This window comes from Falsochrobactrum shanghaiense (genome assembly GCF_003149535.1).
Classification (GTDB): domain Bacteria; phylum Pseudomonadota; class Alphaproteobacteria; order Rhizobiales; family Rhizobiaceae; genus Brucella; species Brucella shanghaiense.
In genome coordinates, this window is the sequence record NZ_QGDB01000012.1 from 15,259 (window position 1) to 30,261 (window position 15,003).

Genomic DNA, 15,003 nt, shown 5'->3' on the forward strand with positions numbered 1-15,003 from the left:
AGCGCGAGATGGTCAGAAGTCCATGCCGCCCGCGGGCATCGCCGGGGCTGCTTCCTTCTTCGGCTTTTCAGCGATCATCGCCTCGGTGGTCACCAGCAAGCCGGCGACAGATGCCGCATCCTGCAAGGCTGTGCGGACCACCTTGGCCGGGTCTATAACCCCCTGTGCGAAGAGATCGCCATACTCGTCGGTCTGGGCATTCCAGCCAAAGGCGAAGTCAGCCTTCTCCCGCAGCTTGCCGACGATGATCGAGCCTTCGGCGCCGGCATTTTCGGCGATCTGGCGCACCGGCGCCTCGATAGCCCGGCGCACGATCTCGACGCCGTGCTTCTGGTCGGGGTTCTCGGTCTCTACGGCATCGAGCGCCTTCTGCGCACGCAGCAGCGCCACGCCGCCACCGGGCAGAATGCCTTCCTCGACGGCTGCACGGGTCGCATGCAGTGCGTCGTCGACGCGGTCCTTTTTCTCCTTAACTTCGACCTCGGTCGCACCGCCGACGCGGATGACGGCAACGCCGCCGGCGAGCTTCGCCAGACGCTCCTGAAGCTTCTCGCGGTCGTAATCGGAGGTCGTCTCCTCGATCTGCGCCTTGATCTGCTTCACGCGGCCTTCGATCTCGGCCTTTGAACCGGCGCCATCGACGATGGTGGTGTTCTCCTTCTCGATCACCACCTTCTTGGCACGCCCGAGCATCTCCAGCGTGACATTTTCCAGCTTGATGCCGAGATCTTCACTGATCGCTGTGCCGCCGGTAAGGATGGCGATGTCCTCGAGCATGGCCTTGCGGCGATCGCCGAAGCCCGGAGCCTTGACAGCCGCAACCTTCAGGCCGCCGCGCAGCTTGTTGACCACCAGCGTGGCCAGTGCCTCACCCTCGACATCCTCGGCGATGATGACCAGCGGTTTGCTTGACTGGACGACCGCTTCAAGAACAGGGAGCATGGCCTGAAGATTGCCGAGCTTCTTTTCGTGGATAAGGACATAGGGATCCTCGAACTCGACACGCATCTTGTCCTGATTGGTCACGAAATAGGGCGAGAGATAGCCGCGGTCGAACTGCATGCCCTCGACCACTTCCAGTTCGGTCTCGGCAGTCTTGGCTTCTTCGACGGTGATGACCCCCTCATTGCCGACCTTCTGCATGGCTTCGGCGAGGAAACGTCCGATTTCGGAATCGCCATTGGCCGAGATGGTGCCGACCTGGGCGATCTCGTCGTTCTTCGAGATTTTCCGTGCATTGGCTTTGAGTTCGGCAACGACGGCGTCCACCGCCTTGTCGATGCCGCGCTTCAGGTCCATCGGGTTCATGCCCGACGCCACAGCCTTGGCGCCTTCCTTGACGATGGCCTGCGCCAGCACGGTCGCGGTCGTGGTCCCGTCGCCGGCCAGATCGTTTGTCTTGGAGGCAACTTCACGAACAAGCTGCGCGCCCATGTTCTCGAACTTATCCTCAAGTTCGATTTCCTTGGCGACGGAAACGCCGTCCTTGGTGATGCGCGGCGCGCCAAACGACTTGTCGATGACGACGTTGCGGCCCTTCGGCCCGAGCGTCACCTTGACAGCATTGGCGAGAATATCTACGCCGCGCAGCATTTTCTCGCGGGCTTCAGTGTTGAATTTGACTTCTTTGGCAGCCATGGGATCACTCCTTCAATAGGCAGCTTTCATTGACTGAAATGGTTAAGAGAGAAGCCGTCAGGCGGCCTTCTTCAGCGTGGCGGTCGCCTCAATCACGCCCATCACGTCACTTTCCTTCATGATCAGCAGATCTTCACCATTGAGTTTGATCTCGGTGCCTGACCACTTGCCAAAAAGAATGCGGTCACCGACCTTGACATCGAGCTCGATGATCTTGCCCGCATCGTCGCGGGCACCCGGGCCGACCGCGATCACTTCGCCTTCGCTCGGCTTTTCCTTGGCAGTGTCAGGAATGATGATGCCACCGGCCGACTTTTCTTCGGCTTCGATGCGGCGGACCAGGATACGGTCATGCAATGGACGGAACGTCATATCGTTCTCCTTTCAGGACAAACAGATTTTGAGAGGTCCCTCCGCTCCGGTCCGCTGAGAGCCGGAGCGAGGCCGCGCAACCCTTGTCGGCATTACGCGCATATCGATTTTGTTTTACGATTCCAGAATTTCAAGAGGACAGGGCAAAAAATTATCACTCGCAATCATCGACCGCTAGTAGCATGAAAACATGTGATAATTTCTTCATCGGGCATAATAGGTCTCTTGAAATTTAGCACATATGAGCCAAAATCTTCTCATCAGCGTGCCTCAGGAGCACGCTTGGCAATTTGAGACAGAACGGAGTTTTGGAACAATACGACAGGAAGGAGGACACCGATGCGTCGAACCGGTTTTTCGATGATCATTCCCTCTCTCGCGCCACGAGCCGAAGACATTGCGCTCGACCGGCTCCTGTCGCCGGCGCGCCACTACAGGCATCCCGAGGATGTGCTGCGCGACGACACGCTCGAACGCAGCGAAAAGCGCGCCATTCTCTCGTCATGGGCATCCGACGCATGCGCGGTCGAATCGATGCCCGCACTGCGCCAGCCGCCGGGCGCGGAAAGCCCCATCCCATTCGATGTCATCATGGATGCGCTGCGGCGTCTTGATCACGGCGACATCGGGGCGGACGATACCGTATGCGGATCCGCAGACCATCACCATCGTCTTCACGCATGAACCGACAAAGGAGAGACATATGCCAGCGATCGTCAGTCGTGAATTCCGGATGCAGATGGAAGGCTACGGCCTGACCACAGCCGAAATCCATTACCATCTGCCCGATCACCCGAGCCTGTTGCAGGTCTATGTCTGGCAGGATTATGACCTCGCCCCGAAGTTTCCCGAACTGCGCGGCTTTCTCGACTACTGGACCGAGACGCTGGAGGGCGCGCTGCACTCCGTGCGCGTCGCCCACCATCGTCTGATCCAGCCCTCAGAATGGAAAGCCGTCGACGGGATCATATCCGTTCACTGAAGCCCGGCGGGAATTCCCTGATAGCTACCGAGAGTACCCCGAACTCGCGTGCGTCGTGCTCCCTGAACGAGGCCCGCTCGCATTGCAGCCTTCATGAAGCTCCGGCGTGCCTCCTTCGCAGAGCGCCATCCATCGAGTGCGTCCCGACAGGCAGCAACGGCATTCCGCCAACGCCGTCCACGTGCCCAATCCGGCCATTCGCGCTCAAGGCATTCCAGTGCTTCAAAACCTGTCGCCACCTTTCGGAGGCCAGTTTTTGGCATGCGCAGAATTACGGGTTCGTTGAACACGACATCAGACATCACTTCCTCCTTGTTTTCTGATCGTCTTTTAAGAGCAAGTAACTGATCGTTCTGTACGATCTCTTGTGATCTGGGCATACCGACGTACCTCTTCAACCCTCCATCCGTAGCTCAGTCCACGCCGTCATCATCAGGTTCAAGCAGATCGATGAGTTGGCTGACGCGTGTGTCCGGGAGCGGTCGCCCTTCGCCCATCAGCGCCTCGTCATTGTTAAGCCAGTTCCACGCTTCTCGAAGTTCATCAACACTCGCCCCGGTTGCGATAAGCCCCGCCGCCAGATCGTCGTCTATGGAGCCGAGCACTGAAACGATGTCGTCATAGGTCATAGCAGGTCTCCATTCATTTTACCAACCAACTCATCAGATGGTGGAGTTGTTCTCAATTTCCAACAGTCTGAAATCGTTGTAGAAATTTTCTGCCGTCACCCTCTTGAAACTCTGAAATGAAGGAACCAGATCGATTGTGCGCCGCTGCCACTACGGGGCGGCGCCGGCCAAAAGCCGCACAATCTTGTACCCATGTTGCTTCAAGGAGGATGTGGCTATGAGAACCACTTTCGATTTTTCTCCCCTGTTCCGGTCGAGCATCGGCTTCGACCGTCTGGTCAATGCGCTGGAGGCAGCCAGCCGCGTCGAGAGCATCGACAACTGGCCGCCCTATGACATCGCAAAGACTGACGAAGAGAACTACCGCATCACCATGGCGGTGGCCGGCTTCAGCGAAGACGAGCTTTCCATCACGCAGGAGCAAAACATGCTTCTCGTGGCGGGCAGCAAAACCACCGACGAGAATGCGCAGTATCTGCATCGCGGCATTGCCGGACGCTCGTTCCAGCGTCGCTTCCAGCTCGCCGACCACGTACGAGTTGAAGGCGCGACTCTCGTCAACGGCCTCCTGACAATCGATCTTCGGCGTGAGATCCCGGAGGAGATGAAGCCTCGTCGGATTGCGATCTCGTCGCAGGAGAAGACGATGCAGATTGAAGCCTCTTCGCACACCAACGAGCAGATCGCAGCCTGACGCTTTTGTCAGTCTACGGATCGCCAGCGTCGGGCCACGCGTCCGGCGCCATCGGCGAAGCTGTGTCCAATTGTTCAGAACAGAAGGAGAATAACCATGAACGTACGTGACCTGATCCCCTGGGGCCGCGACACGAGCAGCAATCAGGCTCCCGCTGTCTATCGTGAAGATGACCGCAATCCGTTCCTGTCGCTGCACCGGGAAGTCAATCGCCTGTTCGATGATGTTTTTCGCTCGTTTGATCGAAACCTGCCAGCTTTTGACTCTCTGGCTTCCTTCGGACGGGGGTGGCCGAGCGTCGAAATCTCCGAGACTGAAAAGGAGATCCGCATAACCGCGGAAGTGCCAGGTCTGGAGGAAAAGGACATCGAACTGGTTCTGGATGACGGTGTGCTGACGCTGCGCGGCGAAAAGCGATCTGAGACCGAGGACAAGGACAAGCAGTTCTCGGAACGCTTCTACGGCCGTTTCGAGCGCCGTATCCCGGTTGGAAGGGAAATCGTCGAGGACAAGATAGACGCTAGGTTCAGAAATGGCGTGCTGAGCCTCGTGCTTCCCAAGACCGAAAAGGCACAGTCGCAGGTAAAACGCATAGCGATCAAGAGCTGACGAGGGTTTCGGCGCCGGCGGGTTCGTTGCGCCCGTCGGCGTCGATCTTCACCGATCACGGAGGAAGAACCATGAACATTGCTGCAAGAAGGACATCAATGGCAGATGATCCTGTCGACCGGGCCGTGCCGGGAGCCAACGACAATCGACGCAAGATGATGTCAATGGGACGCTCCTTATTCCCCAGCGATGCCGTGGCCCGGATCTACCGCCCATCTCGCTCGGCGACTACCAGTGCTCCGCCGCGCGATCAATGGAAGCTCGTGTTCGAGGCGCGCAGCCCGTCTTTTATCGAACCGCTCATGGGCTACACCAGCAGCCGGGACACACTGAAGCAGGTCGAGCTTAAGTTCCCGACGCTGGCGTCTGCGATCCGTTACGCGCAGCGGCAGGGTCTTTGCTATGTCGTGGACGTACCAAAGCATAAGGCTAGGATTACCATGGATAAGTCTGGAGAACAGCGAAACACATTCTCCGATGCGACGCTCGGCAAGCTTGGCCTCGCCGGGCTTTCGGACAAGTGCAGTCGAGTCATGTCGAATGACGCCAATCGCACTGATGGGGATGGCGGCTGGGCTTCGCCGATTGATGTCGTGACTGACAACCGGCTCTGGTAGCGATTTTCCGGGCCGATAAAATGTTGTTGGACAACCTCTAGGTCTTAAATCCGTTTTGGCAGCATCACAACGGAATCGACGGCTTCGAAGATTGGGAGGAGAAATTCAGGAGTGCGTCGCGAACTTTTGCGTTGGCCTTTCAGGCCGGCGATACCGCCAAGGTCCTGAGCTTAGTGTTCGACAGGCTATATGTTCTACGAAATCAGCTGGTGCACGGTGGCTCCACTTGGAACAGCGGTGTAAACCGCGCACAGGTACGGGACGGCGCTGCCATCCTTGGTTTCCTAATGCCTGTTTTTGTTGATCTGATGATGGACAATCCTGAGAAAGATTGGGGCAGGCCATTCTATCCAGTGATTGATTAATCCCTTGGGAAGCCAAGGTGTGGCCTGGCCATGTCACTTCTCGATTATTCTTCTCACGTCGCGCACCGCGCAGACGATCTGCCGCCGCAACAGCAGCGCGATGATGAGGCCGCCCAGCGCGAGCGCGCCGATGGCGATGACAGTCTGCCAGTCCATGCCGGCGAGCGCTGCAAGTCCTGCACCGCCCGAGCCGAAGATGGTGGTGATCCAGCTCCATTGATCGGTGCGCTTGCGGATTTCAGCTTCGACGGTAATGGGAACGACGGGCTTGTCGATTTCTTTCTCGACCACAATCTCGCGCGCTGGCTGGGTTGCGCCATGGCGCTCTCGGACCTTGGCCAACACTTCACGCACGCGATCCGGACTAACGGCAATATTCTGGCCGGCATAGGCCCCTTTGCCGGTGGCGGTTGGGAGCGATGCCCATTCATGGGCAAGATTGTTGATCAGCGTATCTTCGGAGAGGCGGCCTGCGAGATATTTGTCGATGCCGCGCAGGCCGAGGAGGTAGCAGGCGCATCGGTCCTGCATCTCGGCATCAAACAGTGCCGACGGCGGAAGCTTGAGCGTCTTGGCGATCGTCCGCAGCGTGGTGCGGACGATCTGGTAGCGGCCGAGCGCTGATGAGTTAAAGCGGTTGTCCGGATGCTTCAGCATTCGGGTCTGCAGCGCATCAACCTCCTGCAATGTCATGGCAACCAGATCGACGTCGCCGCCGGTAAAGGCGCCATAGGCGAGCGTTTCATTATAGCCGCGCTTTCGGTCGGTGCCCTCGGCAAAACCGATCAAGTCGAGCATGGGCCGGTAAACATGATATTTGTCGGACGCAGGCAGGGTCGCCGCGCCGGTGGGCACGTTGGCGTTCATGATGATGTCCTTTCGCGGGCATGCCAGTGTAAAGGCAGGACGCATAGCTCTTGCGCCAGGCGGGGTGCGATCAGGGTTTCGTTCTTATCGTTGGCCCGCCACGGCCCACGCCAGGGTTACGGTCACGTTGGCGCGCCGGCCTCGCAAAGCATGGTGATGAAGCGGCCGCGCCGCTCCATGTCGGCGGATGTGCGGATGTTGTAGGTGGTGCCGGAACGGGTCTCGATCAGCCGCCAGGCAGCGGTAATGGTTGCGGTCTCGGCATCGTAGCGCACGATTATCAGCGCCGGCTGAACGCTTTGCAGGCGTGCGGCAATGACGGTCTCGCCGCCTTTGGAGAGTAGAATGCAGGCGTCGCGCTCGAACTGTGGCACCCACTGGCCATAGGTGTTGCCATAGCCATCATCGATCTCCTCGCGCTTTTCGAAGCTGACACGATCACGCAGATCGTTGGCGGTGATCCTGGCCATCAGATCGGACTTTTCCGGTAGGGTGCAATCAGGGCATGAACGGTGCCCTCGATGGCGATATCGATTTCGGTGTCAGCGCCATCGAACAGCCGCTGGACGATGAGCAGGATGGCCTGGCGGATGGGCTCAGGCACGTCGGCCGCCGCGCCAAAGCCGGCGATGAAGGTGATGGAGACGGCGTCAGCGCGACGGAAGGTGGCCGGCCAGGATTGCCCCGGCCGCAGGGTGAGATAGGCGCCACGCGTGTCGGCAAACAGATCGTAGACGCCGGCATCCAGCGTCTGCTGCACATTGCCGACATCGAAATAGCTGATGCTGACAATGGCAATTACCGGCGATATTGGCAAAGCCAGGTGATCGGCAAAGCCGACAAAATCCTGCCGCCAGGTTTGCGTCACCAGCGCCCGGCCGAGAATGCCGGCATAGCCGTCGAGATATGCCGTCGCCGCCTTGATCTGGGCGGTGATCAGATCGTCCTGGTCATCATGATCAACACGCAGATGGGCTTTGGCCTCGGCCAGCGTCACCGGCATGGACGCAGGCGCAACCGTGCGGACGGGAGCGAGCATGGTTTCAGGTCCATATAATAAAGAGAAGCGACCAGCCGTTCGGCCGAACGATGGGCTGATCGCTTCGGATGATGTCAGGCGATCGGCGCGTCGTGGGGATGGCCGAGCGCAAAGACCGCGCCGGCGGCAATCGACGTGCCCGAGGTTTTGGTGATGACGGCGCGGATATAGCGCTTCGTGCCCTTGTAGCCTTGGCTGTAGACCGTGCTGGCCTCGAGCGCTGCCGGCAGGATTCCAAGCAGATCGCCGGCCGCCACATCGGTAAAATCGCCATCCGTGGTGGTGTTGCTCTCCTGGATGGCGACGACGAAGAGGCCATCGCCGGCAATCGCGCCGGTATTGATGATCAGGGTTGCGGAGTTGAAGCCCTGCAGATCGGCATGGCTGCCCTTGGTCGTGGCGGTGACCACGGCGGGAACCAGCGATGCAACGAGGCCGAGGCCGGAGATACCGTCCTTCATGACAGAAGTCCTTTCGATGAATGGGATTAGAGACGGGCGACCAGAGCCGCCCGTTGTGTTGATCAGGTGCTGATCTTCAGCAGCTTCATGGCCTCGAAGTTGACGATGCCGCCACCAACGCGCTTGGTCGTGTAGAACAGGACGTTCGGCTTCGAGGTGAACGGATCACGCAGCACCCGGATGCCGATGCGGTCGACGATCAGGTAGGAGCGACCGAAGTCCCCGAAGGCGATGGGGAACTTGCTGGCCTCTGCCGCCGGCATGTTGTCGTCGGTGTAGACCGGCTTGCCGAGGATAGTGGCGACTTCGGCTGCACCCGATGGCGGCGCCCAGATATAGGCGCCTTCCGCATCCTTGAACTTGCGCACCGTGTTCATGGTCGCATCCGACATCAGCCACGATGCCCCGTTCCGGTAGCCGGACTTGAGCGCATAATAGAGATCGATCAGGCAGTCGGCCGGACTGACCGAAGCGGTCGCAGCAAGGAAGCCATCCGCTTTCCCCGAGGCAACGAAGCCGATCTTGCCCCACACATGGGAAGCATTCGCCACCTTGTCGTAGGCGAGAATGCCGCGCGGCTTGTTGATGCCATCGCCATTGGCAAAGGCCGCTCCTTCCTGCTCGGCGAACTCGATCGACACCTCGTCGGCCAGCCATGCGGCAAGATCGATGCGGGCATCGTCGAGCGAGGTCTGCGTGGCGCCGGGCATGGCGTAGATCTCGCCGGTATTGATGGCGATCTCACGCAGCGTCGGCGTGGCCGTGCCAGGACGATCCTGTTCCTCGCCGACCCATCCGGACGTTGCGCCGCCCATATTGACCAGCTTCTTGTAGGTGTTGGTCGAGATCGAGATGGTGCGGGCAAGCGAGCGGATGGTTGATACGGTGCCAAGCACCCGGTCGATACCGGCTTCGGTTTCTTCCGGCACCAGATAGCCACCATCGGGATCGGACTGCGTGGTCAGCTTGGCCTTGACCTCCAGATCACGCAGGCCGGCATCGACGCCGCGGCGGAAGAAGCGGTCGAAGGCCTGTGCATGCTCGGCCTTGTCCGGATCGGTCGTCCGGCCGACACCACCGACCTTCACCGCTGCCAGCATGGCGTTGGTTTCGTCGAGCGCCTTTTGCAGGGTGGTGATCTCGGCATTGATGCGGTCGACCTTTTCGGTCTGCACCACGTCGGCCATGCCGGCCTTGATGTCGGCCAGCTCCTTGTCGCGTTCGACCTTGAAGTCCTCGAAGGTCTTCTGCAGTTCGGCGAGGATCTTGGTGGCGCTGCCGGAATCGGCGCGCACGCCGACAATCCCGCGCGCACGCGGGTTCAGTTCGATACCCATGACGGGTCTCCTATGATCTGATGGTGTCGATCAACCGCTGGATGGCGGCTGCATGGAAGCCAGCGTCGTGCGTGGCGGTATCGGCAGCGTCGTGCATGCCGGCAATCTGGCAAAACATCTTGCGCCGCTCTGTGCGCGAGATGCCTTGTTGCGCAAGCGCTGCGTCGATGCGGCGCTTGGCATGGATTTCGGGGCGGATCGGCGCGGACGCATTGGTCTCTGGATGGATTTCGGCATCGTCGACGACATCGGCAAAACCATATTCGACAGCCTGCGCCGCCGCCATGAAGGTTTCCGCGTCCATCAGCTGCTCGATATGGGCGCGCTCCATGCCGGTGCGTGCTGCGTAAATATCAGCAATGGCAGCATCGAACTGGTCGAACAGGGTGGCGGCGTCACGCATGTCGTGGCGATTGCCGATCACCAGCCCCCAAGCATTGTGCACCATCATGAAGGAGCCGAGCCCCATGCGGATGTCGTCACCGGCCATGGCGATGATCGAGGCAGCCGACGCCGCCCAGCCCAGCACCTCGACCGTAACCTTGGCCGGATGGGCACGCAGCAGATTGTAGATCGCAATCCCCTCGAACATGTCGCCGCCCGGCGAGTTGATGCAGACAGTAATGTCCTTGCTGCCGATCGACCGCAGCGCTGCCGAGATGCGGTTTGCGGTGACGCCACCACCGGACCAGCCATCCTCACCAATGACGTCAAACATGGAGATAGTGGTGTCACCATCTGCACCGGGCGTCGCCGCCAGCGGATGCTCGGACCATTTCGTCAGCACGCCGCTCGGCGTATCCCACTGGTAGTTCTGCGGCCGAGGGAACGTCCGTGCCTCGGGCAGTTTGCGAAGGCTCATGTGTCAGTGTCCTTTTCGATGAGCGGCCGATCATTGTCGCCATGGTCGCCATCGTTGGTGATCGGCATCCCCGCCGTGTTCGGCGGTGGATAGAAGACATCCCCACCATCGCGCGGGTTCTGGTCTTCGAGCGCGCGGATTTCGTTCGGGCTGTAGACGCCCCATTGCAGGCCTTTGACGTAAGCTTCCCAGCGAGCCTTGATGTCGCCCTTGACGAGCGCCGCCCGATTAAAGCGGGCATAGAGCTTGTCGTTGTGCTTTCCCTCTGGGTCGATCAGGTCGCGGTTGATCGCCTCTTCCCACATGGTCAGATGGTCTTCGAGCGTATAGGCAACAAAGCCGATCGACTGCTGTTCGATGCCGGTGCCCCATGAGGTGCTCTTTTCGGTGTCGCCGATCATGTGCGGCGGAACGCCAAAGAACATGGCAATGTCCGTGCGGCTGAACTTGCGCGCCTCCAGCCATTGCGCATCCTCTGCCGTCATGGCGATGCGGGCATAATCCATGCCCTCTTCGAGGATGAGATTTTTGCCTTCCTGTTCGCCGCCGGAGCGGAATTCCTCGAGCCCGGCCTTGAGATTGGCGACGGCCTCCGGCCCGAGCTTGTTGGGATGTTTCAAGACACCGCTCACACGCGCGCCATTGCGGAAGGTGGCGGCACCATGATCTTCCATGGCCAGCGATAGGCCGATGGTCTCGCGAGCGTAACCAATGGCCGACACGCCATGAACGCCGTCGAGCGTCAGCCCAACCAGATGGAACACTTCCGTCTGAGCAAGCTGGATGCGCCGTCCGTCCTGGCGCGTATAAAAATATTCCAGCGCAAGATCGTCGCGCTGCTTCACCTCAACCCGATCAGGATGCAGCGGGATCAGTTCCTGCACAGTCCCGCGCGAGCGCACGATCATCGCATAGGCATTGCCGCGCAACAGCAGATGCGCCTGCAGCATACGCCGAAACTGCGACGGCGTCTGCCAGCGGTTCGGCCGTCGTCGCAGCACGGTCCAGATCGGCGTGTCGGAGGCGTCCTGCCGGGTACGCTCATCGACCCGGCGCTTGATGTGTAAAGGCAATGTTGCCACCGCACCGGAGATAATGCGCACGCAGGCATAGACAGCCGCCACCCGCATGGCGCTGTTCGGCGTCACCGTCGTACCCGATGCCGTTACCGCTCCAGAGCGCAGCGCCTCTTCGAGTTGCTGGCTGGTCGCAATGACCAGGCCACCGCCGGCATCATGGAACGACGCACGCGGAGATGCGGCCGGCGGTTTTGCCCCGCCGAACCAGTTTGACCAGAATGCCATCTACTCTCTTCTTCTCTGCAGTCGCCGCTACAGCATCAGGATGCCGCGGTTCTCATAAACTGAGCGGCCGGCATTGACGTCACGGGCCAGAGCCCGGCCGAGAGCGTTGCAGATCGCGACAATGCCGTCGATACGCTCACTCGAGCGCTCCTTGTCGGGCTTGACGTTGCCGGCCGGATCATGGCGCACGGCGACATTGGAGGCGTTCCAGCGCAACACCGGATGGCCGCCGTGCCAGAGTGATCGTGACACTGACAGCCGCTCCAGTTCCGCCGTGGGTGCTGCCATGGATAAAAAGCCCTGACCGAACTGGACGAGGTTCAAGCCTTCATCGGACAATTGCTGGACGATCTCGCCGGCAAAGGTGCGATCATAGGACAGCTCACGCAGATCGTAGCGGGACGCCAGTTCGAGGATTTCCTTCTCGACAAAGACAAAATCGGTGGCGTTTCCGGGGGTAGCTGTCAGAAAGCCCTGATCACGCCAGACATCATAGGGGACACGATCACGGCGCACCCGGCGCAGAATGTCGTCCTCCGGAATGAAGAAACGGCAGAGCACGATCCACTTGTCGGCAAACTCACCGAGATCGTCATCCAGCGTCGGTGGAAACACCAGCACGAAAGCCGATAGATCGTTGACGCGAGCCAGGTCGAGCCCGCCATAGCATTCGCGCCCAAGCAGCTTCCGCTCCAGTTCTTCCAGCTCGTGTTTGACGATGCGCCAGTCAGTGGCAACCGGCAGACCTCCCTCCTCCCAGACGCCCATGTCGAGCCAACGGGTGACCTGCTCGGTCCATTCGTTGAGCCGCAGCCGGCGGATCGCGTTCTGCTGCGCTGGCATTTCCTTGGCCTCGTCGATCTGACGCTTAAGATCATCAACCTTGACGGTGACACCGAGGCTGGGGTTCGCCTTCACCCAGATCGCAGGGTCAGTCCAATCATCGCCATCATCAATAGTGGCGATATAGGCAAACCAGCTGTCTGAAGACTCCGTCGGCACCGTGCCCTCCAGCGCCTTGACCGAGAACTCGTGATGCTGGCGACAGACGGAATGGCGATCATAGCCGGCCGTGGTGATCTCGAAGATCAGTGGTTGGCGCCGTGCTCCAGTGGCGGTGTTCAGCTTCTGGATGATCTCGGGGCCTGGATGTTCATGCACCTCGTCGACTGCGGCAAAGTGAATGTTCAACCCGTCCATCTTGGTGGCATCGGCTGACAGCGGCCGGAACCAGGACGAGGTCGGCAGCACGGCGAGATTGTTCACGGTCCTGGTAATACGTGCCTGGAGCGCTGAACTTGCCGCCACCATGCGCTCGGCCTCGCCAAACACGATGCGGGCCTGATCGCGTGTTGTCGCCGCAGAATAGACATGTGCACCCGGTTCACCATCGGCAATCAGTGCATAGAGCGCGGTTCCCGCCAACAGCACCGATTTGCCGTTCTTCCTCGCCACCTCGACATAGGCCGTGCGAAAGCGGCGCAATCCATTTGCCCGCTTCCAGCCATAGAGCGAGCCGACCACAAATTGCTGCCAGTCCTGCAGCACGAAGGGCTCGCCGGCCCATTCACCAGTCGAGTGGCGCAGATGACCAAAGAAGTCGATCGCGTGCCGTGCAGCATCAATATCCCAAACCAGACCGCGTTTGCTTCCAGCTTTCAGGTCCGCTAGATGCCGTTCGCAGGCCAAACGAACAAGACGGCCGGCGACGATCTTGCCGTCAACGACAGCCCGGGCGTAGGCGGTGACCGGACAGGACGGTGCCTTCCTGCCACCACCCGGATTGCGCGGTGGGCGGGAATTACGCTTTTCTGCCACGGCTCAAGAAGTCCTCAAATGGATCACTGGTCTCGGCGGGTTCCGCCATGCGGATGCGCGAGCGGCTCGATGGCGTCAGGCCAAACTCGGCCTCGATCTGGTGCATCTGCGCCAGGCATTTGTTGGCGACGGCCAGAAACGGGTTCTGGATGATGTTGTCATTCGCCGTCTTCACCACATGGCCGCGACGCTTCACTTCCTGCTCGGCTTCAATCCAGCGCCGCCAGATAACGACGTAACGCGCAAGCGCACCGGTATCGAGCTCGGTCATGACGCCATGGTGCGCTAACATCTCAGCCATTTCGGTGAACTTGGTGCTTGCCTCCTCGTCGAGATGATCTGGCGGTGCGGGAACTGCCACCACCGGCTTTGGTTCGGCCTTGTTCATGCGGTGTGGTCGGGCTGTACCTTTCACAAGCTTCAGATGTGTTGGCAGCGGCTTGCGGCCGGCCATGTCAGAACTCCTTGTGTGAGCACCAGATAATTTCGGTTCGCGTAACGATTGGCAAAAGTAAAAGTTGACACCAAGTCCAATCGCCCCTATTGAAGGCCATCGATATTTTCTTGTTGAGCTTTTTTATTGCGCGATTGGCACCGCGCCTTGAACGAACCCTCCCTTTAAAACATCGCTATCATCATCCGTAACGCCTCGGCGCTGCGGTCCTCTATGTTGCTATGAAAGGGTTCGTTATGACCACTGGCACAGTTAAATGGTTCAATTCCACAAAAGGCTTCGGCTTCATTCAGCCTGACAACGGCGGCGCTGACGCCTTCGTTCACATCTCTGCCGTCGAGCGCGCCGGAATGCGCGAAATCGTCGAAGGCCAGAAGATTGCCTATGACATGGAGCGCGACATGAAGTCGGGCAAAATGTCGGCTTGCAACCTGCAAGCTGCCTAAAACGGTATCCGCTTTCCCTTGACCACGGATGTACTGGCACTGCGAAAGCATAATACCAATCAAGGTCAGGCAATTTGCCTGGCCTTTTTTTATGGCTGCTCACCGAAGCTGGCCTCTGGAAGACAACACCAACAATGACACCAACACACAGCATATCTCGCCAAACAGCTGAGATAGCTTTCGCTAAAATTCAAACACCCTTTCTTCTCCGGAAGCCCGCCGACCAAAAATGCGACCCGATCGCTCAGGCTCGCCAGGAAAAGACACTGCGGTTACGCAGCGCTCGTCTGGCCAAAGAAGCCGAGGATCTCAGGGGCAAATCTGCCGCATTGTTTTTCCCAAGCGCCAGGAAAGCTTGACCAGAAAAGCTCGACACCGAAGCTTCATGCGCTGGGTTTTCTGCTCAGCCACAAGCTTTCAAACGCCCTGCGCTGTTGGTTTTCACGCGGAACTGAGCCGGTTTTTTCACCGAGAATTGAGCCACCTTCGAGTATGTTTTTCAGATCATG

General features: G+C 59.4%; 19 protein-coding genes. 6 read left to right on the forward strand and 13 right to left on the reverse strand.

The window, feature by feature from the left end; genetic code table 11:
• Window positions 1-12: 12 nt before the first annotated feature.
• A complete protein-coding gene (gene groL / locus DKP76_RS17795; protein WP_109708005.1) occupies window positions 13-1,638 on the reverse strand; it encodes a chaperonin GroEL in 1,626 nt (541 codons plus the stop codon).
• A gap of 57 nt (window positions 1,639-1,695) precedes the next feature.
• Window positions 1,696-2,010, reverse strand: coding sequence for a co-chaperone GroES (locus DKP76_RS17800; protein ID WP_109708006.1), 315 nt, complete (start codon window positions 2,008-2,010; stop codon window positions 1,696-1,698).
• 339 nt (window positions 2,011-2,349) lie between these two features.
• Between DKP76_RS17800 and DKP76_RS17805 the strand changes: the two genes are divergently transcribed.
• On the forward strand, window positions 2,350-2,694 hold the full coding sequence (locus DKP76_RS17805) for a hypothetical protein (RefSeq protein WP_245410280.1): 345 nt from the start codon (window positions 2,350-2,352) through the stop codon (window positions 2,692-2,694).
• 19 nt (window positions 2,695-2,713) lie between these two features.
• Window positions 2,714-2,992, forward strand: coding sequence for an usg protein (locus DKP76_RS17810; RefSeq protein ID WP_109708007.1), 279 nt, complete (start codon window positions 2,714-2,716; stop codon window positions 2,990-2,992).
• On the opposite strand, the gene DKP76_RS17815 is transcribed toward DKP76_RS17810, so the two are convergent.
• Both DKP76_RS17815 and DKP76_RS17820 read right to left on the reverse strand, forming a co-directional pair.
• Entirely contained in the window at window positions 2,986-3,372 is a 387-nt protein-coding gene (locus DKP76_RS17815; protein WP_342028961.1) for a DUF982 domain-containing protein, read from the reverse strand. The two genes, DKP76_RS17810 and DKP76_RS17815, sit on opposite strands and share 7 nt — an antisense overlap.
• A 33-nt stretch (window positions 3,373-3,405) precedes the next feature.
• Complete coding sequence (locus DKP76_RS17820; protein ID WP_035029037.1) at window positions 3,406-3,621, reverse strand: hypothetical protein; 216 nt, start codon at window positions 3,619-3,621, stop codon at window positions 3,406-3,408.
• 217 nt (window positions 3,622-3,838) lie between these two features.
• Here DKP76_RS17820 and DKP76_RS17825 point away from each other — a divergent pair, with 217 nt between their 5' ends.
• From DKP76_RS17825 to DKP76_RS17835, 3 genes are all read left to right on the forward strand, one after another.
• Window positions 3,839-4,315 carry an Hsp20 family protein gene (locus DKP76_RS17825; protein WP_109708008.1) on the forward strand — a complete coding sequence of 159 codons (477 nt, stop codon included), beginning with the start codon at window positions 3,839-3,841 and terminating at the stop codon, window positions 4,313-4,315.
• Window positions 4,316-4,411: 96 nt separating this feature from the next.
• Entirely contained in the window at window positions 4,412-4,924 is a 513-nt protein-coding gene (locus DKP76_RS17830; protein ID WP_109708009.1) for an Hsp20/alpha crystallin family protein, read from the forward strand.
• Between the two features lie 71 nt (window positions 4,925-4,995).
• On the forward strand, window positions 4,996-5,541 hold the full coding sequence (locus DKP76_RS17835; RefSeq protein WP_109708010.1) for an NADH dehydrogenase ubiquinone Fe-S protein 4: 546 nt from the start codon (window positions 4,996-4,998) through the stop codon (window positions 5,539-5,541).
• A 398-nt stretch (window positions 5,542-5,939) separates the two neighbouring features.
• Here the strand turns inward: DKP76_RS17835 and DKP76_RS17845 are convergent, their stop codons facing one another.
• From DKP76_RS17845 to DKP76_RS17885, 9 genes are all read right to left on the reverse strand, one after another.
• Window positions 5,940-6,773: a lysozyme family protein gene (locus DKP76_RS17845; RefSeq protein ID WP_109708019.1), complete on the reverse strand. Its 834-nt coding sequence runs from the start codon at window positions 6,771-6,773 to the stop codon at window positions 5,940-5,942.
• Window positions 6,774-6,895: 122 nt separating this feature from the next.
• Window positions 6,896-7,243: a phage head closure protein gene (locus DKP76_RS17850; protein ID WP_109708012.1), complete on the reverse strand. Its 348-nt coding sequence runs from the start codon at window positions 7,241-7,243 to the stop codon at window positions 6,896-6,898.
• A complete protein-coding gene (locus tag DKP76_RS17855) occupies window positions 7,243-7,812 on the reverse strand; it encodes a head-tail connector protein (RefSeq protein WP_109708013.1) in 570 nt (189 codons plus the stop codon). The genes DKP76_RS17850 and DKP76_RS17855 overlap by 1 nt, the downstream gene beginning before the upstream one ends.
• 74 nt (window positions 7,813-7,886) lie before the next feature.
• A complete protein-coding gene (locus tag DKP76_RS17860; RefSeq protein ID WP_109708014.1) occupies window positions 7,887-8,273 on the reverse strand; it encodes a hypothetical protein in 387 nt (128 codons plus the stop codon).
• Between the two features lie 62 nt (window positions 8,274-8,335).
• A complete protein-coding gene (locus DKP76_RS17865; protein WP_109708015.1) occupies window positions 8,336-9,610 on the reverse strand; it encodes a phage major capsid protein in 1,275 nt (424 codons plus the stop codon).
• Window positions 9,611-9,620: 10 nt separating this feature from the next.
• A complete protein-coding gene (locus tag DKP76_RS17870) occupies window positions 9,621-10,472 on the reverse strand; it encodes a head maturation protease, ClpP-related (protein ID WP_109708016.1) in 852 nt (283 codons plus the stop codon).
• Entirely contained in the window at window positions 10,469-11,776 is a 1,308-nt protein-coding gene (locus tag DKP76_RS17875; RefSeq protein ID WP_245410281.1) for a phage portal protein, read from the reverse strand. The genes DKP76_RS17870 and DKP76_RS17875 overlap by 4 nt, the downstream gene beginning before the upstream one ends.
• Before the next feature lie 27 nt (window positions 11,777-11,803).
• Window positions 11,804-13,594: a terminase large subunit gene (locus DKP76_RS17880; protein WP_109708017.1), complete on the reverse strand. Its 1,791-nt coding sequence runs from the start codon at window positions 13,592-13,594 to the stop codon at window positions 11,804-11,806.
• Window positions 13,578-14,048, reverse strand: coding sequence for a phage terminase small subunit P27 family (locus DKP76_RS17885; protein ID WP_109708018.1), 471 nt, complete (start codon window positions 14,046-14,048; stop codon window positions 13,578-13,580). The genes DKP76_RS17880 and DKP76_RS17885 overlap by 17 nt, the downstream gene beginning before the upstream one ends.
• Before the next feature lie 236 nt (window positions 14,049-14,284).
• On the opposite strand from DKP76_RS17885, the gene DKP76_RS17890 reads away from it, so the two are divergent.
• On the forward strand, window positions 14,285-14,494 hold the full coding sequence (locus DKP76_RS17890) for a cold-shock protein (protein WP_091524570.1): 210 nt from the start codon (window positions 14,285-14,287) through the stop codon (window positions 14,492-14,494).
• Window positions 14,495-15,003 lie beyond the last annotated feature (509 nt).

Bases quoted from the DNA above. Each gene is read 5' to 3' on its own strand.
- groL (WP_109708005.1), bottom strand. From the start codon at position 1,638: ATGGCTGCCAAAGAAGTCAAATTCAACACTGAAGCCCGCGAGAAAATG.
- DKP76_RS17800 (WP_109708006.1), bottom strand. From the start codon at position 2,010: ATGACGTTCCGTCCATTGCATGACCGTATCCTGGTCCGCCGCATCGAA.
- DKP76_RS17805 (WP_245410280.1), top strand. From the start codon at position 2,350: ATGCGTCGAACCGGTTTTTCGATGATCATTCCCTCTCTCGCGCCACGA.
- DKP76_RS17810 (WP_109708007.1), top strand. From the start codon at position 2,714: ATGCCAGCGATCGTCAGTCGTGAATTCCGGATGCAGATGGAAGGCTAC.
- DKP76_RS17815 (WP_342028961.1), bottom strand. From the start codon at position 3,372: ATGCCCAGATCACAAGAGATCGTACAGAACGATCAGTTACTTGCTCTT.
- DKP76_RS17820 (WP_035029037.1), bottom strand. From the start codon at position 3,621: ATGACCTATGACGACATCGTTTCAGTGCTCGGCTCCATAGACGACGAT.
- DKP76_RS17825 (WP_109708008.1), top strand. From the start codon at position 3,839: ATGAGAACCACTTTCGATTTTTCTCCCCTGTTCCGGTCGAGCATCGGC.
- DKP76_RS17830 (WP_109708009.1), top strand. From the start codon at position 4,412: ATGAACGTACGTGACCTGATCCCCTGGGGCCGCGACACGAGCAGCAAT.
- DKP76_RS17835 (WP_109708010.1), top strand. From the start codon at position 4,996: ATGAACATTGCTGCAAGAAGGACATCAATGGCAGATGATCCTGTCGAC.
- DKP76_RS17845 (WP_109708019.1), bottom strand. From the start codon at position 6,773: ATGAACGCCAACGTGCCCACCGGCGCGGCGACCCTGCCTGCGTCCGAC.
- DKP76_RS17850 (WP_109708012.1), bottom strand. From the start codon at position 7,243: ATGGCCAGGATCACCGCCAACGATCTGCGTGATCGTGTCAGCTTCGAA.
- DKP76_RS17855 (WP_109708013.1), bottom strand. From the start codon at position 7,812: ATGCTCGCTCCCGTCCGCACGGTTGCGCCTGCGTCCATGCCGGTGACG.
- DKP76_RS17860 (WP_109708014.1), bottom strand. From the start codon at position 8,273: ATGAAGGACGGTATCTCCGGCCTCGGCCTCGTTGCATCGCTGGTTCCC.
- DKP76_RS17865 (WP_109708015.1), bottom strand. From the start codon at position 9,610: ATGGGTATCGAACTGAACCCGCGTGCGCGCGGGATTGTCGGCGTGCGC.
- DKP76_RS17870 (WP_109708016.1), bottom strand. From the start codon at position 10,472: ATGAGCCTTCGCAAACTGCCCGAGGCACGGACGTTCCCTCGGCCGCAG.
- DKP76_RS17875 (WP_245410281.1), bottom strand. From the start codon at position 11,776: ATGGCATTCTGGTCAAACTGGTTCGGCGGGGCAAAACCGCCGGCCGCA.
- DKP76_RS17885 (WP_109708018.1), bottom strand. From the start codon at position 14,048: ATGGCCGGCCGCAAGCCGCTGCCAACACATCTGAAGCTTGTGAAAGGT.
- DKP76_RS17890 (WP_091524570.1), top strand. From the start codon at position 14,285: ATGACCACTGGCACAGTTAAATGGTTCAATTCCACAAAAGGCTTCGGC.